General features: G+C 60.7%; 17 protein-coding genes. 13 read left to right on the top strand and 4 right to left on the bottom strand.

Annotated elements, in window-relative coordinates:
* Positions 1 to 31 precede the first annotated feature (31 nt).
* A complete protein-coding gene (locus tag BV106_RS25745) occupies positions 32 to 1,774 on the top strand; it encodes a hypothetical protein (protein WP_038169497.1) in 1,743 nt (580 codons plus the stop codon).
* Between the two features lie 372 nt (positions 1,775 to 2,146).
* On the opposite strand, the gene BV106_RS25740 is transcribed toward BV106_RS25745, so the two are convergent.
* From BV106_RS25740 to BV106_RS25730, 3 genes are all read right to left on the bottom strand, one after another.
* The gene (locus tag BV106_RS25740) at positions 2,147 to 2,695 is read right to left on the bottom strand and encodes a hypothetical protein (protein ID WP_038169494.1); all 549 of its coding nucleotides are present in this window, start codon (positions 2,693 to 2,695) and stop codon (positions 2,147 to 2,149) included.
* 567 nt (positions 2,696 to 3,262) lie between these two features.
* Positions 3,263 to 3,799: a hypothetical protein gene (locus BV106_RS25735; RefSeq protein ID WP_038169492.1), complete on the bottom strand. Its 537-nt coding sequence runs from the start codon at positions 3,797 to 3,799 to the stop codon at positions 3,263 to 3,265.
* A 56-nt stretch (positions 3,800 to 3,855) separates the two neighbouring features.
* Positions 3,856 to 4,566, bottom strand: coding sequence for a DNA alkylation repair protein (locus BV106_RS25730; RefSeq protein WP_038169490.1), 711 nt, complete (start codon positions 4,564 to 4,566; stop codon positions 3,856 to 3,858).
* 155 nt (positions 4,567 to 4,721) lie between these two features.
* Here BV106_RS25730 and BV106_RS25725 point away from each other — a divergent pair, with 155 nt between their 5' ends.
* The 8 genes from BV106_RS25725 (at position 4,722) to BV106_RS25690 (ending at position 14,779) form a co-directional block, all read left to right on the top strand.
* Positions 4,722 to 6,050 (top strand): MFS transporter, encoded by a 1,329-nt coding sequence (locus BV106_RS25725; protein WP_051946330.1) that lies wholly within the window; start codon positions 4,722 to 4,724, stop codon positions 6,048 to 6,050.
* Between the two features lie 192 nt (positions 6,051 to 6,242).
* Complete coding sequence (locus BV106_RS25720; RefSeq protein ID WP_038169488.1) at positions 6,243 to 7,166, top strand: D-alanine--D-alanine ligase; 924 nt, start codon at positions 6,243 to 6,245, stop codon at positions 7,164 to 7,166.
* An 18-nt stretch (positions 7,167 to 7,184) separates the two neighbouring features.
* Positions 7,185 to 8,198: an FtsQ-type POTRA domain-containing protein gene (locus BV106_RS25715; protein ID WP_038169485.1), complete on the top strand. Its 1,014-nt coding sequence runs from the start codon at positions 7,185 to 7,187 to the stop codon at positions 8,196 to 8,198.
* 41 nt (positions 8,199 to 8,239) lie between these two features.
* Complete coding sequence (gene ftsA, locus BV106_RS25710) at positions 8,240 to 9,457, top strand: cell division protein FtsA (RefSeq protein WP_009962556.1); 1,218 nt, start codon at positions 8,240 to 8,242, stop codon at positions 9,455 to 9,457.
* 183 nt (positions 9,458 to 9,640) lie between these two features.
* Complete coding sequence (locus tag BV106_RS25705) at positions 9,641 to 11,692, top strand: cell division protein FtsZ (protein WP_038169483.1); 2,052 nt, start codon at positions 9,641 to 9,643, stop codon at positions 11,690 to 11,692.
* Between the two features lie 67 nt (positions 11,693 to 11,759).
* Positions 11,760 to 12,155, top strand: coding sequence for a hypothetical protein (locus BV106_RS25700; RefSeq protein WP_038169481.1), 396 nt, complete (start codon positions 11,760 to 11,762; stop codon positions 12,153 to 12,155).
* A 134-nt stretch (positions 12,156 to 12,289) separates the two neighbouring features.
* A complete protein-coding gene (locus tag BV106_RS36250) occupies positions 12,290 to 14,464 on the top strand; it encodes a multicopper oxidase domain-containing protein (RefSeq protein WP_051946329.1) in 2,175 nt (724 codons plus the stop codon).
* A gap of 60 nt (positions 14,465 to 14,524) precedes the next feature.
* Positions 14,525 to 14,779: a hypothetical protein gene (locus BV106_RS25690; RefSeq protein WP_265596067.1), complete on the top strand. Its 255-nt coding sequence runs from the start codon at positions 14,525 to 14,527 to the stop codon at positions 14,777 to 14,779.
* A gap of 67 nt (positions 14,780 to 14,846) precedes the next feature.
* Here the strand turns inward: BV106_RS25690 and BV106_RS25685 are convergent, their stop codons facing one another.
* A complete protein-coding gene (locus BV106_RS25685; RefSeq protein ID WP_038169476.1) occupies positions 14,847 to 15,083 on the bottom strand; it encodes a thioredoxin family protein in 237 nt (78 codons plus the stop codon).
* 182 nt (positions 15,084 to 15,265) lie between these two features.
* On the opposite strand from BV106_RS25685, the gene BV106_RS25680 reads away from it, so the two are divergent.
* The 4 genes from BV106_RS25680 (at position 15,266) to BV106_RS36245 (ending at position 22,684) form a co-directional block, all read left to right on the top strand.
* Entirely contained in the window at positions 15,266 to 15,625 is a 360-nt protein-coding gene (locus BV106_RS25680; RefSeq protein ID WP_038169473.1) for a helix-turn-helix domain-containing protein, read from the top strand.
* Entirely contained in the window at positions 15,622 to 16,347 is a 726-nt protein-coding gene (locus tag BV106_RS25675) for an MOSC domain-containing protein (RefSeq protein ID WP_038169471.1), read from the top strand. Before BV106_RS25680 ends, BV106_RS25675 begins: the two co-directional genes overlap by 4 nt.
* Positions 16,348 to 16,439: 92 nt before the next feature.
* Positions 16,440 to 18,752, top strand: coding sequence for a UDP-N-acetylmuramate--L-alanine ligase (gene murC, locus BV106_RS25670; RefSeq protein WP_038169469.1), 2,313 nt, complete (start codon positions 16,440 to 16,442; stop codon positions 18,750 to 18,752).
* 221 nt (positions 18,753 to 18,973) lie between these two features.
* Positions 18,974 to 22,684 carry a PAS domain S-box protein gene (locus BV106_RS36245; RefSeq protein WP_051946328.1) on the top strand — a complete coding sequence of 1,237 codons (3,711 nt, stop codon included), beginning with the start codon at positions 18,974 to 18,976 and terminating at the stop codon, positions 22,682 to 22,684.
* Positions 22,685 to 22,730 lie beyond the last annotated feature (46 nt).

The following is a 22,730-nucleotide window of genomic DNA, read 5'->3' as shown; positions in this document are numbered from 1 at the left end:
GTTCGATTTTTCCTTCAGCCCCACTTCTGCCATGTCCCAGATGCACAACCCCTTCGCGGAGGAACGCTGCCGCACGGTCTTTGAGATCGGCAAAGGCGTCGCCACGATCTTCATAGCGGGCTTCATGCTCATGCTCATCCTCCCTGCGCTGGGCTGGCATGTGTACCTTGCCAGTCAGGGGCAGTGGAAGGAGTCCCCCGCAGCCCGCTTGCTGAGCTGGCGTCCTGGGCAGCAGGACATCGTCCACCATCTGCGTGAGGTGGAAAAAGTGACCGATAAAGCCGGCTACAGCGTGGCCCTGCGGCAGAAGGCCCAGAGCATGCTCTTGGAGTACGCTGACGAAGGCAACCTCAAGACCTATCTGGGTTGGGAGGGGTGGCTCTTCTACCACCCGGATTTGAAAGCGCTCACTGGCTATGGCCCGATCAAGCCAGAGCCCTTCAGCGTGATGAAGGATCCCGAACTGGGCAAGGTGCCGGAGACCCGCGAGCTCATCATTGAGTACGCCGCCCAGCTGAAGGAGCGGGGCATCGACCTCCTCCTGGTGCCGGTGCCGCTGAAGCCGATGATCTACAACGAGCAGGTGGCTCCGCTGTCCCAGCCCTCCTGGTTAACCCACCCGGATGCCCCGGCTTTCTACAGTCTGCTCCGCAAGAACGGGGTGGATGTGCTGGACCTCACGCAGGACCTCTCGAAGCTGCGCGGCGAGCGCAAGCGGGTGTTTTACCTCGAAGCCAATTCGCAGAATCGTGAGATCGCCAAGGAGAGCGAAGAGGCGCTCAAGCTGAAGAAGGACGCCTTCTTGAAGCAGGACACTCACTGGACGCCAGAAGCGATGCGCCTGGCCGCTGAGAAGGTGGCAGACCATGTGAAGAGCAAGTACCCGCAGGCACTGGGCCCTGGCTTCCGCACCATTCGTGCGGTGGATGGCGTGCATCGCAGCAGCCTGGGTGACCTCGTGAAGCTGCTGGATCTCAAGGATCCCTACCGGTTCTTTGATGAGGAAGAAGTGTTCCTGAATGTCATTGGTGAAGGCACGCAGAACACCCGCTCGCCCTTGGTCCTGCTGGGGGACAGCTTCGTGAACATCTATGACGACCCCACCCTGGGTTTCGAAAATCCGGACAAGCCCGATGAGCCCATCCGCTCCGGATTTGCCCAGCACCTCAGCCTGCTCCTCCAGCGTCCTCTGGATGTGATCGCCAAAAACGGCCAGGGCTCCACCGAGGTGCGGCGTGAACTGGCCCGTCGCCCCGACGATGAAGTGCGGGAGAAGAAGCTCGTCATCTGGGTGATCGCGGCTCGCGATGTGTTGCTTTCCACCAACGCCGCACGTGCCGCCAACATCACTTGGGCCCGTGTGAAGTTCAACGAGAAGACCTCGTCAGGCGCTGCTGGCGGGGTGTCGCAAGATCCCGCCGCCCCAGTTGGCGATGTGGTGGTAGAGGCCACGTTGACCGAGAAGTCCGCCAACCAGGACCCCAACGGTACCCCTTATACCAACGCCCTTCATACCGCCACCTATGAAGTGGGCAAGGTGGTGACCGGCGAGATGGAGGCCAAGCAGATCCTCGGCGTGCAGTGGACCTTTAAAGAAAAACAGATGCAACCCACCGCCGCCTTCGCCCAGGGCAAACGCTACCGACTGACGCTGGTGCCGTGGGATGTAAAAAAGGAGAAAGAGCCTGCCATTGGGAATTTCAACCTCAGCGATGACAGCACCGCGTTTGACGCCGAACGCTGGTTCGTGGAAAAGGCCGAGGAGATTCCGTAGGGGGGCGTTTGCATGAGCCTTCGGTGTCGGAGGTCACATGGCGTACGATGTTGCATGATGCATCCATCACCTGGATGCGAAGCATCTTTGGGACTGCGGCGAGAATCGCCGCTTTTGTGGCCCTTGTGAGTTCCTGAAACCGTGGGGGGTGAGCAGGGGTGGTGGCGGATGAGGTGCAACCGCCCTGCTCGACCGCGATCGTGGAGTGGGCCTCACAAGCTCCGCAAAAGCGGCGGTTCCCGCGCGCACTCCAAAGCGACTTCGTCGCCAGGTGTTGAGCGTACGGTGGTGGAGTGGGAATCTGCCTGGCTTGCGATGTCGGAGGGGCAGATGGCGTGCAGGGGACGCCCGAGCGTCAATGTACGCCTGGATCTATGGACTCGTTTGCATGCGGCTCACCAACTTTGGGATCGTCAGCAATTCGGGCCGATCATAAGTGTCGCAGGTTTCGTCTTTAAAGGTCGCTTGGGAAACCGTCTTGGTGCCAGACTTGACCTGCAGGCTGATCGTGTCGCTGGTGGTGCAGCCCCCTGCGCGTACGTGGCGGTAGAACTCGAAGAGTCGATCCAGTTTGACCGCATCGCTTTGCGTCAGCCTGATGTCATGGAGTTTGGATGCCTTCGCGCGCTCGTTTTTGGGTTGGCGCGGGCTTGAAGTGAGAGGGCTGGTGCCGGTCACAAGATAGCCGTCACCTTGAGGAACGATCTTGAGGTGATGTTTAACGTAGTGGAAACAGCCGGACGATTGGAATTGCACTTCGATCGACTGCCCGGGTGTCAACTTGCTCACCATCGGAGTGGGATTCTTGTCCTCGTTCTTGTTCTTGGAGGTTGATGTGGCGAGGCTGGAGCAGGAGGCAACCAGGAGCGGAAGTGCCAGAGAAATGCAAAAGGCGAGGGAGGGGAGAGCGATGGGCTTCATGGGCTTTGGGTATTTGATCGGGCGGGGAAGTTTTTGTCAATGGGTTGTTGTGGTGGGTCGGGAATCTGCATCCCTTGCGACATCGGAGGCCTGTTGGGCGTACAGATTATTGATCGGAAGCAACCCCTGGATGCGAAGCATCTTTGGAAGTGCGGCTAGAATCGCCGCTTTCATGCCCCTTGTGACTTCCTGGAACCTTGGGGTGTGAGCAGGGGCTGGCGGCGGTTGGGGGGCAACGGCCCTGCTCAGCCTCTATCGTGGTGGTGCCTCACAAACTCCACCAAAGCGGCGGTTCCCGCACGCACTCCACAGCGACTTCGTCGCCAGACGGAGGGGGAGAGGTCGCAGTGGAAATCGCCAAACCCTTCAATCTGGGAGGCCAGTTTCGGGTGAGATGAAGCATGCGCACTCTTGACCTGGATGCGAAGCATCTTTGGGACTGCGGCGAGAATCGCCGCTTTTGCGGATCTTGTAAGTTCCTGAAACCTGGAAATAGGAGCAAGGTGGGTGACTCGGCGATTGTCGCATCGCTCTGTCACACACAAACTCCGACCAAGCGACAAGCCCCTACCGCAACGGGTTCTCCGGCCTCATGCTGTAAACAAGTGCCGGGATGGACAAAAGCTCGGGCATATAGAGGTTGTCACAAGGGTCGCAGGAGTTGTCCATGAAGTACTCCTGATAGAGGGTCCGGGACCCGGATTTGAGCGTCACGTGCGTGGTGTCGACGGTGAGGCATCCACCGCAGGAAATGCTGCGGTAGTATTCGAACAGACGGTCCAGCCTGGCGCCGTCTTCGTGGGTCAAGTCCACCGGCAGGAGGGGCTTGTGGTTGAAGACCACCTTGGTATCTGTGACGGTGCGGGAAGGGGAGCGCTCCACTCCCGTGACGCGGTAGCCTCCGCGACGAGGGGTGATGGTCAGATCATAGACCACATAGTGGTAGCGGCTGGAGGACTGGAAGTTCAGATCCAGCTTTTGTCCCGGTGCCAGTCGAGTCACCACCGGGTAGGGGACCTGAGAGGGGGTGTAGTTGCAGCAACAGCTGGAGAGCAATGCCAAAGATGCGAGAGCCAGGCAAAAGACAGAGAGATGTTGTTTCATGGTAGTCGTTCTGGTTGGCGGCGCGGTGAATGAGTGAATGGACGGGGATTGCGGGATCAACACTTTGCGCTCTTCCTTTTCTTCCCGGTGGCTCCGCGCTCCTCCACCTTGCGGATGTAGTCCGGCGCGGAGAACACCTGGCATTGATTGTTTCCCAAGTCCGCGGTGACGGGACCGATGGCCTCGGCATGGCGGAGAGCTATGTCCTTGAGTGGTGCGACGAAGCTGCCCACGGCGATGACAAACTGGTTCATCTGATAGCGCGGCAGATCGGGTGCCTGATGGATCTCCCTTTCTACCCGCTCGAGTAGCGACCTCAGTTCGTCGAGGTCCAACTGGTCGTCGGGGGTGATGGAGACGATCGCACTCAGCGTGGCCCAGCCTGCGGCGGTGATGAGAGGCGCGTTGGACTCGATCCAACGCAACGCCATCGCATGTCCATGCGGACTGCCGGCGGCTACGGAGGGTACGGTTGTGCCGTACAGGCCTCCGCCATAAGCCTGCTCCACCCAGTGTTGGAGATCCGCCTGCGTCATGCGAGAGTCATCGGCGATGAGACCCGCCAGATACATCGCATCGTAGTTCCCGGTATCGTAGAGGTCCTTGGCGAGCTGATAGTCTTTCTTGATGCGTTTGCGGATCTTTTGCAGTTCGGAGATCGCCACCCCATAGCAGGGTTCCTTCACGCCATGGTTTTTCATCAGCGTGCGCTTGTAGCTCTCCTTGCCCAGAGGGCTGAGCTCTTTCAGGATTTGTGAGGCGTTCATGGGAACTCGGCTCGACCAACTGATTCTTTTAGAATCTCGACAAAAAGACAAGGCTCTTCGCGAAAGTCCTGCTATTCGCTGATCAGCGGATTGTTTCTTCCTCGCGGCACCCGGCGTACTGCCTTCCGACCTTCACCCACACGCTCTCGCCTCCCATGCCCCGCAACGCCGCGCTCTTTGTCTGGTTCCGCCTGTTGTTCAACTGCCGGTTCTACTACCCGGTGTACACCATTCTATTCCTCGACTTCGGGTTGAACCTCTCGCAGTTCGCGGCGTTGAACGTGATCTGGGCCTTGAGCATCGTGCTGCTGGAGGTGCCCAGCGGGGCCATGGCAGACGTCATTGGGCGGCGGAATCTGGTCGTGCTCTCTGCTGTCCTCATGGTGGTGGAGATGACGGTGTTCGCCCTGCTGCCGGTGGGAGGGCCGTGGGTCTTCTGGGTCTTTGCTGTGAATCGGGTGCTCAGCGGGGCGGCGGAGGCGTTTTCCAGCGGGGCCGATGAAGCGCTGGCCTATGACAGCATTCCTGAGGCGGATCGCTCCACCATCTGGCCGGCGGTCATTGGCAGGCTGAGCCGCTGGATGGCTTTGGGGTTCATTGTGACATCCCTGCTAGGTGCGTATGTCTATGACGTGCACCAGATGAACCGCCTGCTGGGCTGGCTGGGGGTAGGGGCGGGCGTCTTGGCCAAGGCGGACACGATCAAGTTCCCGATTTACTTGTGTGTCCTCACTGCCCTGGCCTGTCTGGCCGTCACCCTCGCGATGAAGGAGCCGGCCTCGGAGCGTCCCAAGGAGGCCTTTTGGGTCACCGTCCGGCAGAGCTGGCAGGGGATCCGGCACGCCGGAGCCTGGATCTGGAGCACTCCAGCGCCCTTTCTGCTGGTGGTGCTGGGTTTCCTTCTGGACAGCACCATCCGGCTGTTCCTTACCGTCTCCAGCAACTACTACCGGCTCATCGGCATTGCCGAGGCCTCGTTTGGCGTGATCTCGGTGGCCGGGTCGGTGGTGGCCTTCTTCACCACGAGCTGGATGGAGTGGCTGGTGAAGCATCGCTCATCGGCCTTCAACTTCGGTGTCGTCATTGCCATGACCCTCTGGGGATTGGTGGTTCTGGCGATCCAGATTCCGGGATGGTGGGGCGTGCTGGCCTTGGGGCCGCTCATTCTCGCCATCCGGTTCCTGCAGTTCTTCCAGTCCCACTATCTGAACGAAGTCACACCGTCGTCGCATCGGGCCACCGTCCTGAGCTTCAAGGGCATGACCATCAACCTGGCCTACGGTGGTGTGACCCTCCTCTTTGGCTGGCAGATGGCCTGGCTTGCCGGGAGGCTCCGACAGCCGAATGAAGCGCCTCCGGTTTTCGAGGCGGCGCTCACCTGGTGGCCATGGTATTTTGGGGCGACCTTGCTGGCCTATGTGCTGATTAGAAAGTGGCGTTTGGGCTCCTTAAAGGGGGCCGCCTCGGCTGGCTCGCAATTCTGAGTGTCACCAGTGACCCCCTAGGGGTTGTGTTGCACCACTGTTCAAATGAGGATATATGGTGTCCGAGAGGGCGTGCGAGGCAAAAATGAGTGTCCTAAATTAGTTAGAATATCTTGATTTTTAACGTGCTGGCTTTACACTCGGACCATAATTCCCAGCATTTAACCCACAATACTGACCGGCGCGATTCCCATGGCTCTAGCAAATCACAAAATCGCAGTCTTGAAAGGCGGACCAGGCTCTGAGAGGGCAGTGTCGCTGAAGTCTGCCGAGAGTGTGGTTGAGGCGTTGAAATCCCTTGGTGCAGAAGTGGTTGAGATCGATATCACCTCGACGGACTTCACAGTGCCTGGTGATGTGGTGGTTGCGGTGAATATGATTCACGGCACCTTCGGCGAAGATGGTCAATTGCAGACTCTTCTGGAGAAACAGGGCGTGGCCTACACCGGTGCCGGTGTGGAAACCAGCCGTGTGGCCTTCGACAAAAATCTCAGCAAAGACAAATTTGTGGCCGGTGGGGTGCCCACGCCGCAGAGTCAGGTGCTCAAGCTTGATGGCGTGGATCAGCTCCGCCTTTCCCTCCCTGTGGTGGTGAAGCCGCCGCGGGAAGGCTCCAGTGTGGGCGTGCACATCGTCCACACGGAGGAGGAGCTCGTCGCAGCGCTGGCCGATGCGAAGCAGTACGGCGCGGACACGCTGGTGGAAGAATTTGTAGATGGCAAGGAACTCACCGTGGGAGTGATTGGCGGCGAAGCGCTGCCCATCATTCACATTGAGCCTGTGAGCGGGTTCTATGACATCAACAACAAGTATCCGTGGATGTCAGGCACGGGCAAGACCAACTACCATTGCCCGGCTGATCTGGACATCGAGACAACCCAACGGGTTCAGGAAGCTGCGCTGGCCGCGATGAAAGCGGTGGGCGTGGAAGTGTACGGTCGCGTGGATGTGATGCTGCGGAAGGACGGCCAGCCGTTCGTTCTGGAGATCAACACCATCCCCGGTATGACTGTGAGCAGTCTTTTGCCCAAGGCCGCACGCGTGGCCGGGCTGGAGTTTCCGCAATTGATGGAGCGCATTATCGAGCTTTCGCTTGAGGTGCGGAGGGCAGGTTAACCACCGACTTTCATCAACATGTTCTTTGCCAAAAACACCCGACGCAAGCCTGGGGCGGCGAAAGGTAATTACGCGTTCCGTCGCCGCCGCAAGGTGGTGCGACTGGAAGTGCATCGCCTGGAACTGAATCCAGAGACTGCTGCCACCCGCCGTGAATCCCGCCGCAAGACGGCCCGCCTTGGCTTCAAGCTGGCTGTGGGTTTGCTTGCTGCCATGGGAATCTTCAGTGCCGGCAAGATCGTGGTCAAGGAAGCGTTCGTGGACAACTCCCGCTTCCATCTGCAGCACTTCTCCGTGGTGACGGATGGTGAAATTACCCCTTCACAGATTGTTGCCGCCACCGGCTTGCATGAAGGCATGAACATGCTGGGCATTTCGCTCGTGCAGGTGAAGGAGCGTCTTGAGGCCATGCCTCAGGTGCGTAGCGCAAAGGTCACCCGCGGTTATCCCGGCATGATGTTCCTGGACGTGGAGCAGCGTCACCCTGTGGCCTGGCTGGAATCTCCGGAGCAGAAGCTTGAGGCCAAGGTCTCCGGCTATGGCTGCCTGCTGGATGCGGAAGGCGTCGTGATTCCCAGTGGGGAGCTGACGGAGTCCCGTCGCAAGCTGCCCGTCATTCGTGTGGGTCGCGTCCATCGTCTGGTCCCTGGCCAGAAGATTGAATCCGCTCCTGCGCTCGCGGCGCTGTCGATGCTGAAGATGCATGACAACACCCTCGCCTCCCGCACGCTGGGGGTGAAGTGGGTGGATGCCACCCGTGCTCATGTGCTGGGTGTCACCTATGATTCCCGCATCCATGTGACCCTCCCTGTGGATGGCATGGAAAAAGAGCTTGCCCGATTCGACCGGGTTCTTGCAGAATCAGAGCGTCAGAAATGGCAACTGGCCACCGTTGACTTGCTGGTTGCCCAAAACGTACCCGTGACCCTTCGTGGAACGGCGATTGCTCCAGAGAATCTCGCACCCGAGCCCCCTTCTACTCCCGCCAAGCGCACTCCCGCCGGACGACGTACACTCGCCCGGGCGCAATAACACCCAAGATCATTTCCTACAACCTCAACACTTTCACCACCATGGCCAAGAGCACCATCTATGCAGGACTAGAGATCGGCACGTCCAAGATCTGCGTCGTTGTCGGCGAGGTGAAGAAGGACGGTGCCATCAAGATTCTCGGCGTAGGTCAGGCTCCCGCCCGTGGGATTCGCAAGGGCGAGATCACGGATTTCGACATCGCCCAGACCTGCCTCAATGACGCCCTCCTGCGGGCAGAAGACCGCAGTGATGTGATGATCCGCAACGTCTTCCTCGGCGTGAGCGGCACGCACATTGAGAGCTTGAACCACGCTGGTGTGTATCGCCTGCCCTCCGATCAGAACACCATCACGGAAGATGATCTTGAGGACGTGCGCGAGATCGCCTGCAACGTGGATATCGCTCAGAATCACGTGTTTCTGCACCGCATCGCGCGCAAGTACAGCGTGGATGGTCAGGAGCAGGTGCGCTCCTTGATCGGCCGTCCCGCAGAGAAGTTGGAGGCTGAGTTTCACATCATCCACGGCGTACGCAGCCGTGTGCAGAATTCCATCCGCTTGGTTCGTCAGATCCCGCTGGAGGTGGAGGACGTGGTGTTCCTGCCGCTCGCAGCAGCGCAGGTGGTCCTCAATAAAGAGGCCAAGCAGCACGGGGCTCTCATGATCGACTTTGGCGGCGGTACCGCCGACTACGTCCTCTATATCGACGGCATGCTCACCGCATCGGGTTGTGTGCCGCTGGGTGGTGATCACATCACGAACGACATCTCCCTTTGCTTCCAGATCCCACACGGCCGTGCGGAGCGTCTGAAGGTTGAGGAGGGGAGTGCTGTCTATGAAGACGTGGCTCCTGGCGAGATGATCCGTGTGGAGGATGAGAACGGCATGTTCGTCGGCGAGGTGGAGCGCGCCCTGCTGAATGAAGTCATCAGCCTGCGCACGCAGGAGATTCTGGGTCAGATTCGTGACCGGTGTGAGGAGCATGTGGGCCGCCTTGGTGCGGGCGTGTACCTCACGGGCGGCGTGAGCATGATGCGTGGCATTGAGCACGTTGCGAAGGAGATCTTTGGCGTCCGCGTCACTCGCGCGGGATCGTCCCAGATGGGCGGGGTCACCGCCACTTATGAAAACCCCTGCTACTCGGCTCCGATCGGATTGATCCGGTATGCGCAGCTCATGGATGCGGAGAAACCCTGGCTTTCACCTCTGGCAAAACTGGGCCGCCGGATGGCGGAAGTGTTCAGCACCTGGACTATTTAAGAAATTGCTCCTTGGGAGCGTGGAATTAGGCCCGGTATTTTTAAAATAACATCCCTGCGTAACCCGCTGGGATTCAACTTTCTTTCCAGACTCGATTCGTCTTGGAGTTTTGCCCGGTTTGTGGTTTATGTAATCACGGCCCATAACCCCGTTTTCCAACCCAATTTTTAACCACTCCGGCTTATGGTAGAATTTGAACGCACCGACGAACGCGAACTGGCTCCCAGTATGCGCATGAAGATCTGTGTGGCTGGCGTGGGTGGCGGCGGCTTGAATGTGCTCGACCGCATCTCGCTGGATCGTATGATGGACGCAACGCTGGTCTCCATGCACACCGATGTGCGTGTGCTTGGCCACGCGATGACGCCGGTGAAGATTCAGCTTGGCTCTGATCGCATGCGCGGCATTGGCAGCGGTGGTGATCCAGAGAACGGCTACGCTGCGGCGATTGATACGCGCGAGCAGATCCGCACGGCATTGCAGGGGCATGACATGGTTTTTGTTTGTTGCGGCCTCGGCGGCGGCACCGGTTCCGGTGCAGCTCCGGTGGTGGCAGAGGTGGCCAAGGAGATTGGTGCCATGGTGTTTGTGTTTGCCACGATGCCGTTCTCCTTTGAAGGACGTCGTCGCATCCAGCAGGCCGAGGTGGCGCTGGAGCATCTGGGCCAGGTGGCGGATGCGCTCATCCTCTTTGAAAATAACCGCATGGGCGAGCTCACGCTGCCCAAGGAGGGCATTCAAAAAGCCTTCAGCCAGGCGGATCAGCTGATTGGCCACAGTGTGCGTGCGATCGCCACCATGGTCATGCAGCCCGGCATTGTCCGTATGGGCATTGCAGACCTCCTCACCGCATTGCGTGGTCCCAACTCCCGCTGCTTGTTTGGCTTTGGCGAAGCACGTGGCACGAACCGCGTGGCGGATGCCCTCAAGCGTGCGCTCAAGAGCCCGCTGGTAAACCAGGGCATGCTGCTGCAGAATGCCCGCAACCTGCTGGTGCATGTGGCTGGCGGCGAGAGCCTGACGCTGGCCGAGGTGGAAAGTTTGATGAAACAACTCGGCAAGTATGTGCCCGAGGAGACGCAGATCATGTTCGGCCTCGCGGTCGAGCCCAAGCTGGGCGACATGATCTCCGTCACGCTCGTCAGCTCGCTGAGTGTGCATGAGATGTCTCCGGACTCCGTGCTGGGTCGCACGGAACGTTCCGCTCCCGTGGAGTCGCTCCCCGCTATTCCTGCGGTGGAGGTGCCCGTGGCCGAGACCTACATTGCTCCGCAACCTCAATACCAGCCGCAGCCCGCTCCCGTGCCGGTGCATGCTGCTGAGCCCGTTTACTATCAGAACGGCCAGAATGGTCATGCCCCGCAGCCTGTCGTGCAGGCCGCAGTAACCGCGGCACCCGCTCCTGCGCCGGTCCAGGCACCAGCGCCTGCTCCTGTGGCAGAGGTGGCTCCTCAACCCGTTTTCACAGCACCGGTGCAGGTTCAGGCACCGGCCCCGCAGCCCGCTCCCCAGCCTGAGCCTCAGCTTTTCCAACTGGAGTCTCCCGGTGTGGTTGAGCCTGATTTGTTCTTCATGGATGCACCCGCACCGGTCCAGAATCTGGCACCGGCCCCTGTGCCTGCACCTGTAGTCACCTCCCAGCCACAGCAGGCTCCTCAGCCTCAGTCGCAACCTGAGCCGATCAAGTCATCCTTCTTCATCGCGGACGATACGCCGGATGAAGAGGAGGTGGAGGCCCAGGCTCCGGAGCCTCAGAACTTCTACTCCGCTCCCGCCGAAGTGCCGGCTGAGGAGAATGAAGACGTGCTCCGTGCAGAGGAACAGCTTTACCAACAGCAGCCCCAGGCTCCTGTGGAGGCTCCAGCCCCCGCACCGGCTCCTGCCAAGTCTTCCATCTTCTCCATCATCGAAGATGAGGAAGACGAAGGGGGCAGCGCTCCCGCGAGTTATCCTGATGTCCCCGGTGGTCATTGGGCGGACAAATATGCCAACCAGTCCTCGTCACGTCCGGAGGCCGCTACCGCAGCTGTCGCTTCGACGGTGGTCGCAGCCGCTCCTCAGCAGGCAGCTGCCCCGGGTACTCCTGGCAAACCGGGTTCTGACTTCAAGCAGAGCACCTTTGACCTGAGTCAGGAAGAAGTTGCCCGCTTCAAGGGCACCGACAAGACCATCGTGGAAGGGGAGGACCTCGACGTCCCGACCTGGATGCGGATGCGTCAAAAGCTCAAGCGATAGAATCGGCTTAAATTGAACATTTCGGCAGTGGAGGTCTCTCATTTGTAGCGTATCTTCTCTAGTTGAAATGAATCTTCGCGCTCTGGCACTGCTGCTTCTCCTCCTGCTCACGCAGGCTGGGTCTGCTGTAGCCGGACCCTGCGAGAAAGCGGCACCCGCCCAGAAGTGCCCGCATGAGTGCTGCGCCCCGGCGGTCAGCACGCCTTCAATTCAAGAGACCGGATGTGCGTGCATCCAGAGTTCGCAGGAGAGTCAGTCCCCGGCGCAAGCTCCAGTGGTGCCAGCCTCTTCCAGCCGGGATCTTGCATCCCAGCAGGCTGTCTGGCTCTACATGGCATTGGCCGATCTCTGGCTGAGCCAGTCCCCGCGTGAGTTTCATCCGGTGGAAGCGGGTCGTATGGAGGTGGTGAAGCCTCTTTATGCCGTGCCTGTGCAGGTGTTGCACTGTGCCTTTTTGATCTGAGTTGTCCTCCTTCCAGGATGGATTGTGCCCTGATGCCACCTTGATGGCTTTCACAGGGACGTGTGGGAACCTCCGCCCACCAGCAGCGTGCTTCGCGAAATCTCGCGCAACGCAACTCAACTCAGATTCAGCTCATGCTCTCTTTCTCCCGTCGTCTGGCGGCGTGCCTTAGTGCAGCCGTGTTCATATCCTCCAGTCTGCAGGCCGCGCCGCTCGCCGCCCTGTGTGATTCATGCAAGTCGGCCCGCCCTCTGGCGACTGACAAGGTGGTCGAGTACGACCTCTACATTACCGAACAGAAAATCAGCCCCGCCGGCAAGCCGGTGCGGGCGCTGATGATCAATGGAACTTTGCCCGGGCCCACCCTGCGATTTCGCGAAGGCGAGTGGGCGCGTATCCGCGTGCACAATCAGTTGAAGTCCGAGGAGACCTCCACGCACTGGCACGGACTGTTGCTGCCCAATGAGCAAGATGGGGTGCCGCATATCACGACCCCGCCCATCAAGCCAGGGACCACGCATACTTTTGAATTCAAACTCCGGCATGCCGGGACCTACTGGTACCATTCGCACACGCATCTGCAGGAGCAGATCGGCGTGATTGGCTCCATCGTCGTCACACCCAAAGGAGGCGAACGCGAGAAGGTGGATCGCGACCAAGTCCTGGTCCTCTCTGACTGGACCAATGAGAAGCCCGAAGAGGTGCATCGCACCTTGGCACGCGGCAGTGACTACTACGCGCTCAAGCGCGGCAATGCGCAGTCCATCGTAGGGGCATGGAAGCACGGCGCATCGAAGGAATACTGGGAGCGGGAATGGGGACGCATGAGCCCCATGGACGTGTCCGATGTGGGCTATGACGCCTTCTTGATCAATGGCCGGAAGGAGTCGCAGATCGAAGGCAAACCCGGTGAACGGGTGCGCCTGCGGTTGATCAACGCTGCGGCGGCCACCTACTTCTACGTCACCTCTTCCACCGGGCCCATGACGATCGTGGCTGCGGACGGCCCCGCTGTGCAGCCTGTGAAGGTGGACCGGCTCTTTGTGGCAATCGCGGAGACGTATGACGTGATCGTCACCATCCCCAAGTCAGGACGCTGGGAAGTGCGGGCCACGGCCCAGGACGGCACAGGTCATGCCTCGGCGTACCTCGGGGCAGGGGAGGATCATCCGGCAAGCGATCCTCCGCGGCCGAATGTGTACACCATGGACGAGATGCTGAACCTCACCCTGGAGGAGCAGGAGGATGATCCGCGTGCTTCCTTGAACCTGCCCCGTCCCGGCTCGCCGTACCGCCTGCTGAAGGCGGTGGAGGACACCACGCTGCCCAAGGGGCGGCCGCAACGCAAGATCACCATGCGCCTGACGGGCGACATGACCCGGTACGTCTGGTCCTTCGACGACAAGACGATGGCGGAGGATCCCTATGTGCGCCTGCATCATGGCGAGGTGATCCAGCTTGAGCTGGTGAATGACACCATGATGCACCACCCCATTCACCTTCACGGGCACTTTGTGCGTTTGATCAATGGGCAGGGGCAGCGTTCACCACTCAAGCACACGGTGGATGTGCCACCCATGAGTCGTCGCACGGTCGAGTTCGAGGCCAATGAGGAAAAGGACTGGATGTTCCACTGCCACATCCTCTATCACATGATGTCCGGAATGGCCCGGGTGTTCAGCTATGACAAGCCCGCGAATCCTGCTGAAGGCAGTGCCGCGGAGCCTCAGATGGTTCATGCCTCTCACACGGCCTCCTCGGCGGCTGCCGGATCGTCAAGTGGTCACCATGGCGGGAGCTTGGGCGAGCATGCTCATGACATGTGGTTCCTCTTCGGCGCGGCCTCGGCCCAGTCTCATATGAGCGAGGGGAACATCACCCTCATGAATGCCCGCAACGACCTCATCCTCGGCTGGGAGGTCGGCTGGCAGGATGTGGATGATACCCAGTACGAGATCGAAGCGCTCTACCAGCGCTATCTCTCACCCGACTGGCAGGTCTTCGTCGGGGCGCGTCTCACCAATGACGAGGATGCCGAAAACCGGGCGGTGGCCGGGGTGAACTATCGCCTGCCGCTGATCACCTGGGCCAGTGCCAGCGTGGACAGTGAGGGCGACTTCCGGCTCGCGTTGGCAAAGCGCTTCCAGATCACCTCCCGGCTCGGCGCCTTTGGCGAGGTGGAATACGACACCAACACCGAGTGGGAATGGACCGCCGGGGTGGACTACACCCTGACCAAGGAATTCTCCCTCATCGGCCAGTACCACTCCGAGTACGGCCTGGGCGGAGGTCTGCAAATTCGATTTTGAGGGTGAACACCCTCCCTAAAACACCACACAAACCTAATAGAACAGAAAGAACCCAAGACTATGAAAACGAAGCTTACTCTTATCAGTACCCTCGCTGCAGTGGCTCTGGCGCTGACCATGGGCGTTCCCGCCGCCTCAGCGGCCCCTGCCAAACCTTATCCGTCGAAGGAGTGCATCGTCAGCGGCAATGAGTTGGGCAGCATGGGGAAAGTCGTCACCAAGTCCCATGAGGGACAGGAGGTGAAATTCTGCTGCAAACCTTGTGTGAAGAAGTTCGACAAGGCCCCTGCCAAGTACCTCGGCAAGCTCAAGTAAGTTGGGCTTCTGAGGCCTGACCCTTTGGTGCCAGCCGGATCAACGGCTGGCACCCAGAGGCCGTGGGTTATTTGAGATCCGACAGAGCCGCTCCAAAGTTGATGTGGAACGGCTGACCGGACAGCACGAGGGCGGGCACGGATTGCACCCCGGCCTGTTCAGCCTCGGGGATCCTGCCTTTGGCCTCACCCAGATGCACCACCTCCACGTCATAGCGGGAGGGATCGAGAGCCTGGGCGACGGTTTGTTCCGCAGCAACACAGACAGGACAACCGGCGTGGAAGAAGATGGCTTTGGATTTCATGGCAGTAGTCGTTGTTCGAGTTGGTTTGTTTTGATTTGGTTTCACCGGATTGATGACCGGTGCTTGTAGAGGAAACGACTCCTGTGCCAGACCCGCGAGTGGGTACTATTTGGGAGGGAGGGTACCGAAAAGTACCCACATGACACCCGGCGGCCGATCTGCCATGGTGGGAAAACCTCATCATGCCTGCCAAGCCCAAAAAGTTTCTCACGTTGAGCGAGCGTTCGGCCTACCACAGTCTGGAGGACGTGGTGGGCTGCAAATGGAGCGCGGGAGTGGTTGCCGCGCTTTCCCAAGGCGTGCACCGGCCCGGAGCGCTGGAGCGCTACATTCCCGGCATCTCCACGAAGGTGCTCAACGAACGACTGCGCAAGCTGCTCGCCTACGGGCTCATCATCCGGGAAGAAAGCACCGGACTGCCCGCGCATGTGGAGTATCACCTCACTCCCTCCGGAGTTCGGCTGGCAGAGATTCTGGGGCAGCTTCGCGTGCTCAACGGGGAACATCAGGCCACCTTGGCCGACAAGGAGGGCGCGCCGTGAAGGTTCTCGCGTTGCACACTGGCGCGGCCAGGGAGATCGCAGCGACAGGCACGGGAGAATGGTGGGACAAGGACTGGCGTTCCGGATTTGTGAAGTCCGCTCAGTCAGGCTCCGTCTGGCTGGGGTACGAGGGCTTCAGCGGAGATGAGCAGGCGGATCGCAAGCATCACGGTGGAGTGGAAAAAGCCGTCTGCGTGTACCCGGTGGAGCACTACGACTACTGGCATGAGCATCTGCCGGAACTGGCGCTGCCTCATGGGGCCTTTGGCGAAAACCTGACCACCAGCGGCCTATTGGAATCCGGGGTTTCGGTTGGGGACGTGTATGAACTGGGAGAAGCCATCGTGCAGGTGTCCCAACCCCGACAGCCGTGCTGGAAACTGGCTCGCCGTTGGAAGATGAAGGATCTGAGTGCCCAAGTGGAGCGCACGGGATTCACGGGATTTTACTTTCGGGTGCTGCGGCACGGTCATGTCGCGGTCGGGAATGAGCTGGTGCTGAAGGATCGTCCCTGGCCTCAGTGGACCCTGCAACGCTGCAACGAGATCATGCACCACCAGCGTCAGGACGCAGAGAGCGCCCGGCAGCTGGCGGAGTGTCCAGCCTTGTCCGGCAGCTGGAAAGACAACCTCTGGCGGAGAGGGCAGGCGGCAGGGGCGGGGGAAGCGGCTGCCGAGGCGGCCCGTAGGGCAGCGAGGCTGGAGGGGGGAGGGGTAGCTTGAAGCTTGGGGAGTGTGCCCAACACCTTGCCACCTCGACCGTGATTTTTGCCCTTTGTCATTCGTGCATTCCATTGTAATGCACGGCACAAAGCATGAATCACGCCGTCGTCAGTTTGTTGAAGGAAGGTCGCCACAAGATGCACGTGCACCTCATTGGGGTGGCGGGCTCTGGCATGAGCGGACTCGCCCTGTTGCTCATGGAGCTTGGGCACAAGGTCAGCGGCTCAGACAAAGTGACGACTCTGGAGACAGAGCGGATGGAGAAGAAGGGGCTGATCTTCCACTGCCCGCAGAGCGAGCGCGAGGTGGAGGGGGCCGACATGGTCATCTACTCCAGCGCGGTGAAGCCGGGGAACCCTGCCTATGAGGCGGCGTACCGGCACGGCATCCCGCTCGTCCGCCGGGCGGAAGCTCTCGCGGCCATCATGGCACGCAAACACGGCGTGGTAGTGGCCGGCACCCACGGAAAGACGACGACCTCCTCCATGGCGGCGCACGTGCTGCGAGTGGGCGGAGCCAAGCCTTCGCACTACGTCGGAGCGGAGATCCCCATCCTGGGGAGCAATGCCCACTGGGATGACGCCGGCGAGCTCTTCGTGGCTGAGGGGGATGAAAGCGACGGCACTCTCGTCAAGTTCGAGCCGCGGCACGCCATCATCCTGAACATCGAGGCCGAGCACCTCGACTACTATGAAGATCTGAACGAGATCAAGCTTGTCTTCCGCCAGCTCCTGGAGAAGACCAGCGGCTACAGCGTGTACTGCGCGGAGGATCCAGTCGCCACGGAACTCTGCCAAGGCCGGAAGAATGGCATCAGCTACGGCTGGAGCCTCGATCACGACTTCTCGGCGAACATCTTGGAGCTGCGTCCGGCTCAGACCCGCTATGAGGTTTTCCAAAAAGGGGAACTCATCGGGGAGGTGTTGCTGGGCATTCCCGGGCGGCACAACGTTTTGAACTCCCTGGCCGCCATCAGTCTGGCCACCAGCGTGGGCGTGCCATTTGCCAGCATCAAGCAGGCGCTGGAGTCCTTCCGCGGGGCCCGCCGGCGTTTTGAGGTCAAGTACTCCGGTGCCCACTACCAGATCATCGACGACTACGGTCACCATCCCACGGAGATCAAGGCCACCCTGGCGACGGCGAAGGCGCTCAATCCCAAGCGCATTGTCTGCCTCTTCCAGCCGCACCGCTACTCCCGCACCCAGTTGCTGAAGCAGGAGTTTGGCGGGGCCTTTAACGATGTGGATGTGCTCTGCGTGACGGATGTGTATGCCGCCAGCGAGAAACCGCTGCCTGGTGTCTCTGGCGAGACCATCCTGGAGGAAGTGAAGCTCCAGGCACCAAGCGTGGAGTGCCACAGCACGCCGAAGTTGCTGGACGCCCGTGACCTCATCGGCAGTAAGCTGCGCCCTGGTGATCTCCTCATCACCCTCGGTGCAGGGAACGTCCACGAAGTGGGCGGTGCCCTGGCCAAAGATCTCAAGGTGGCCGAGCAACTCACGACGGTGCTCAACCGTGAGGGCGGTGGCACGGTGAAGCTCTATGAGCCGATGGCCAACCACACCACCATCCGATTGGGGGGACCCGCGCAGTATTGGATCGAACCCATGACCATCCAGGGCTTTGCCGAGGTGGTGAAGGCGCTGCGTGCGGCTTTGATCCCGATCCGTGTCATCGGTCGGGGCTCGAACCTGCTCGTGCGCGATGGCGGCATCAAGGGGGCGGTCCTGCACCCCAGCAAGGGCGAGTTCGATGAAGTACGCGTAGAGGGCAACTTCATCTTTGCGGCCACCGGTGTCCGTCTCAAGAAGATCGCCAGCGCGGCACGTGCGGCCGGGCTGGGTGGCTTCGAATGGATGGAAGGCATCCCTGGAAATCTCGGCGGCGCCTTGCGCATGAATGCCGGGGCCATGGGCCTGCAGACCTTTGACCAGGTGGTGAGTGTCCGTTTCCTGGATGGCAACGGCGAGCTGCGGGAGAAGATGAAACATGAGATCGACCACCAGTATCGGAGTGTTCCGGAATTGGACCGGCACTTCGCCGTGAGCGCGGTGCTGCAGGGGCGGCCTGCGGAAGCGGCAGAGATTGACGAGAAGCTGGCGGCCTCCCATCAGAAGCGCCGCGGCTCACAGCCCATCGGGGCCAGCGCGGGTTGCATCTTCAAGAATCCTGGGCCGGTGCCAGCGGGCAAGCTGGTGGACGAGCTGGGCCTGAAGGGGCGCTCGTTTGGCAAGGCCATCGTCTCGGATGTGCATGGAAACTTCATCCTGAACTCCGGTGGCGGCACCGCCCGGGAGGTGCAGGATCTCATTGCCGATATCAAGCAGGTGGCGCTGCAGGAGCGGGGCATCATGCTGGAGACAGAAGTCCAGATCATTGGTGAAGAGGAGCCGATTCCGCTATAGCCGCATGCCGTCAAGGGGGCGTGGGCAGGGTTGATGTGGCCGGACCTCCGGCCCACTTGATTGCAATCCATAATGTCGATTGGCAATCAACTTGCTAGTGGCGGAGTGGAATCTCACTTCGCCGATGGAATCGTCCTCTACCCACCTGATTAAAGATTTTTTTGCCAGAAGCTTCCCGGCGGAGGCCGGATGCTCTAGGGTGTGATTTGCAAATGTAAATCATGCCTTACGGACGCCCGAACTTGATCGGCAACGATCCCGCGCCATCTGGCGTGGATCGGTACCGGAGCGTCTTCAATCTCCAGCACCAGTTTCTGGCGGTGCTCTCTCCAGACGGCATCGTGCTGGAGATCAATGACCTGCCTCTCAGGGTGGGAGGCGTATGCCGGGAGGCGGTGGTGGGCAGACCCCTGTGGGAAGGCGGCTGGTGGCGGGATCACCCGGAGATGCGCGCGGCGTGGCCAGTGCGTCTGAAGGCTGCCGCTGCTGAGGAGGGCCCGGTGCATCATGAGGGGCCTTTCAAGACGGGGTCGGGAGACTTGCGTTATGCCCTAGATACCATCACGGCGGTGCGCGATGCTGTGGGACAGCTGGATTATTTCATCGTCCAAGGGCATGACATTACCGATCGTGTCCGGGTTGAACTGGCGCTGCGGGAGAAGGATGCCCTGCTGGAGATGGCGGGGCAGATGGCCCACATGGGAGCGTGGACGGTGGACTTCCCCGGGGCGCAACTCACCTGGTCGGATGAGGTTTGCCGCATCCATGACATGCCGCTGGGGAGCCGCCCCACGCCAGATGAGGCGCTGGAGTTTTACCATCCTGACGCCCGACCGGAGATTGTGGCCGCCATCCAGGCGTGTCATGAGCAGGGTACGCCGTTCGACAAGGAACTGCAGATCACCACCCGCAAGGGCTGCGCCATCTGGGTGCGAGTGATGGGGGAGGCGGTGCGGGCGCTGGACGGCACGGTGAAGCGCATCCAGGGCGCCATTCAGGACATCACCCTGCCCAAGCTGGCGCGGGATGCGGTGATCGCGGGCGAGGAGCGCTTCAAGTTTGTGGCTCAGGCGACTAATGATGCGATCTGGGACTGGGATGTGGTGCAGAACAAACTGTGGTGGAGTGAGGGCTTCACACGTCTCTTTGGGTTCGAGCCCCACGAGGTCGCGGAGGGCATCGAGTCCTGGACGGGGCTGATTCATCCTGATGATCGCACGACGGTGGTGCGGGACTTTTACCGCGCGGTGGAAGGGGATGGGGACACTTGGGTCTCCGAGTATCGATTCCTCTGCAAAGATGGTCATGTGGCCCAGGTGCTGGACCGCGGGCGGATCATTCGCGACTCTGCCGGTCGGTGTGTGCGCATGGTCGGCGGGATGACGGACTTCACCGCCTACAAGCAGGCGGAGCTGGAGCTGGCTCGCTCCAACCGCGCGCTCAAGATGCTCTCGGACTGCAACGAGAGATTGATCCATGCCGCAGATGAACACGAACTGGTGGCAGAGATCTGCCGGCTGGCCGTGGAGAAGGGAGGCTACCGCATGGCCTGGGTGGGCTATGCGCAGAACGATGCGGAGAAGACCATCAAGCCCATGGCGCATGCGGGCGCTGAGCTGGGGTATCTGAAGGAGATCATCCTCACTTGGTCGGACCTCGAACCGCGCGGTCTCGGGCCGGCCGGTCAGGCCATTCGCAGCGGCACAGCGGTGGTGGCCAAGAACATTCAGGACGCGGGCACGGGTTTCCACTGGCTGGGACCGGCCTTGAGCCGTGGCTATCAGAGCGTCATCTGCCTGCCGCTCAAGGAGGAGACTCGCACCTTCGGCATCCTCGCCCTCTACTCAGGGGAGGTGCAGCCGTTTGCTCCGGAGGAGGTGCATCTGCTCCAGGAGCTGGCGGATGATCTCGCGTTCGGCATTCACCACCTGCGCTCACAAGGGGAGCGTCGTCAGCTGGAAGCCACCGTGCTGAAGGTGGCCTCCAGTATCTCCTCCAGCACGGGCCGGGAGTTCTTCGAGCAACTGGCGCGCAACATGGCGGAAGCCCTCGGGGCCCATGCGGGGTTTGTTGCAAGGCTGCTCCCGGGAGAATCCCAGCGAGTGCGCACCATCGCAGCAGTGGTGGGTGGCGAGGTGTTGCCCAACTTTGAGTACTCACTGGCTGGCACTCCCTGTGAGAAGCTCACCGATCAGGAGGAATGGGTGGTGCCCTCGGGCATGGCCCGGCAGTTCCCCAGTGTGCGGATGTTGCAGGAGATGCGCGCGGAGGGGTATGTGGGCTGCCGCCTTGCCAATGCAGCGGACCAGTTCGTGGGATTGTTGTTTGTGATCTTCCAGCAGCCGCTGGAGAAGACGGAGTTTGTCACCACCACGCTCAAGATCTTCGCCACGCGGGCGGCGGCGGAGCTGGAGCGCCAGGAGTCCGACCGCCGCATTCGTCAACAGGCCTCTCTGCTGGATCATGCCCGGGATGCCATCGTGGTTCGAGACCTGGACAACAAGATCATCTACTGGAACAAAGGGGCGGAGCGCATCTATGGATGGACTCAGGAAGAAGTCCTGGGGCGTGATGTGGCTGGCGTGCTCTATCGCGACACCTTCGCGCTAAACCAGGCCATGAAGTCCGTGTTGGAATCTGGCGACTGGTCCGGCGAGCTTCATCACGTGGGCAAGGACGGCCGCCAGCTGATCATGGAGGGGCGCTGGACGCTCATGCGGGACAAGACGGGGCAGCCGCTCAGCATTCTGGCGATCAATACAGACGTCACTGAGAAGAAGAAGCTGGAGCAGCAGTTCCTGCGAGCCCAGCGAATGGAGAGCATCGGCACCCTGGCCGGAGGCATCGCGCACGATCTCAACAACGTGCTCTCGCCGATCACGATGGCGATCGACTTGCTCAAGATGAGCAATGACAACCCGGAGAATCAGGAGCTCTATGCCACCATCGCGGACAGTGCCCGGCGCGGTGCCGACATGGTGCGGCAGGTGCTTTCGTTTGCCCGGGGCATGGAGGGGCAGCGCATTCAGATTCAGGTGAAGCATCTGATCAGGGAGATTGAGAAGATCACCCGTGACACTTTCCCGAAGAGCATCCGCGTCCGCACGAAGGTCGCACCGGATCTCCTGGCCTTGCATGGCGATCCCACCCAGCTTCATCAGGTGCTGCTGAACCTGTGCGTGAATGCCCGGGATGCCCTGCCCGATGGTGGGGATATCACCATCTCGGCCCGAAACATCATGGTGCACCGGGAGGACATTACGGCCGACTTTGACGCTCATGCCGGGCCGCACGTGCTCATCGAGGTGGTGGACACTGGCACCGGCATTCCCCAGTCCATCATTGAGAAGGTGTTCGACCCGTTCTTCACCACCAAAGAGATCGGCAAGGGGACCGGGCTGGGCCTCTCCACCTCGCTTGCCATTGTGAAGAGCCATGAGGGCTTCATGCGGCTGGAGAGTCTGCCGGGTGTGGGCACTCACTTCAGCATCTTTCTCCCGGCCTGGGCTGAAGATGGCCGCCCCCTGCTGGATCCCACGGAAGGGAAGGCACCCCGGGGCGCGGGCGAGTGGATCTTGGTGGTGGATGACGAGGAGTTGATCCGCCAGATTGCCCGCCAGACGCTGCAGGCCTACGGTTACCATGTACTGGTAGCCTGTGACGGGGTCGAGGCACTGGCCCTGTATCGGCAGAATCGCGACCGAATCGCGGCGGTGGTGACAGACATGATGATGCCCGTCATGGACGGGGCAACGACCATCCGGCGGCTCATGGAGATGAATTCAGGGGTGAAAATCATCGCCGCCAGCGGCATCGCCACGAATGACCAGCTTGCCCGCAATTCGGGGACGGGCGTGAAACGTTTCCTGGCCAAGCCGTATAGTGTGGAGGCTCTGCTGGCCGCACTGCGGGAGACTTTGGACTCCGAGTGAGCGGCTTTGCACTTGCCCGCGCCCGGTTGGTCCCGCTACCATGAGC

The sequence above is a fragment of the Verrucomicrobium sp. BvORR106 genome, assembly GCF_000739655.1.
Classification (GTDB): Bacteria; Verrucomicrobiota; Verrucomicrobiia; order Verrucomicrobiales; family Verrucomicrobiaceae; genus Verrucomicrobium.
Note: the sequence above shows the minus strand (reverse complement) of the source record. Positions and strands in the feature narration are given on the sequence as shown.

What these genes read in the sequence shown, in the direction of transcription:
- BV106_RS25745 (WP_038169497.1), top strand. Translation starts at nt 32, where the DNA reads ATGTCCCAGATGCACAACCCCTTCGCGGAGGAACGCTGCCGCACGGTC.
- BV106_RS25740 (WP_038169494.1), bottom strand. Translation starts at nt 2,695, where the DNA reads ATGAAGCCCATCGCTCTCCCCTCCCTCGCCTTTTGCATTTCTCTGGCA.
- BV106_RS25735 (WP_038169492.1), bottom strand. Translation starts at nt 3,799, where the DNA reads ATGAAACAACATCTCTCTGTCTTTTGCCTGGCTCTCGCATCTTTGGCA.
- BV106_RS25730 (WP_038169490.1), bottom strand. Translation starts at nt 4,566, where the DNA reads ATGAACGCCTCACAAATCCTGAAAGAGCTCAGCCCTCTGGGCAAGGAG.
- BV106_RS25725 (WP_051946330.1), top strand. Translation starts at nt 4,722, where the DNA reads ATGCCCCGCAACGCCGCGCTCTTTGTCTGGTTCCGCCTGTTGTTCAAC.
- BV106_RS25720 (WP_038169488.1), top strand. Translation starts at nt 6,243, where the DNA reads ATGGCTCTAGCAAATCACAAAATCGCAGTCTTGAAAGGCGGACCAGGC.
- BV106_RS25715 (WP_038169485.1), top strand. Translation starts at nt 7,185, where the DNA reads ATGTTCTTTGCCAAAAACACCCGACGCAAGCCTGGGGCGGCGAAAGGT.
- ftsA (WP_009962556.1), top strand. Translation starts at nt 8,240, where the DNA reads ATGGCCAAGAGCACCATCTATGCAGGACTAGAGATCGGCACGTCCAAG.
- BV106_RS25705 (WP_038169483.1), top strand. Translation starts at nt 9,641, where the DNA reads ATGGTAGAATTTGAACGCACCGACGAACGCGAACTGGCTCCCAGTATG.
- BV106_RS25700 (WP_038169481.1), top strand. Translation starts at nt 11,760, where the DNA reads ATGAATCTTCGCGCTCTGGCACTGCTGCTTCTCCTCCTGCTCACGCAG.
- BV106_RS36250 (WP_051946329.1), top strand. Translation starts at nt 12,290, where the DNA reads ATGCTCTCTTTCTCCCGTCGTCTGGCGGCGTGCCTTAGTGCAGCCGTG.
- BV106_RS25690 (WP_265596067.1), top strand. Translation starts at nt 14,525, where the DNA reads ATGAAAACGAAGCTTACTCTTATCAGTACCCTCGCTGCAGTGGCTCTG.
- BV106_RS25685 (WP_038169476.1), bottom strand. Translation starts at nt 15,083, where the DNA reads ATGAAATCCAAAGCCATCTTCTTCCACGCCGGTTGTCCTGTCTGTGTT.
- BV106_RS25680 (WP_038169473.1), top strand. Translation starts at nt 15,266, where the DNA reads ATGCCTGCCAAGCCCAAAAAGTTTCTCACGTTGAGCGAGCGTTCGGCC.
- murC (WP_038169469.1), top strand. Translation starts at nt 16,440, where the DNA reads ATGAATCACGCCGTCGTCAGTTTGTTGAAGGAAGGTCGCCACAAGATG.
- BV106_RS36245 (WP_051946328.1), top strand. Translation starts at nt 18,974, where the DNA reads ATGCCTTACGGACGCCCGAACTTGATCGGCAACGATCCCGCGCCATCT.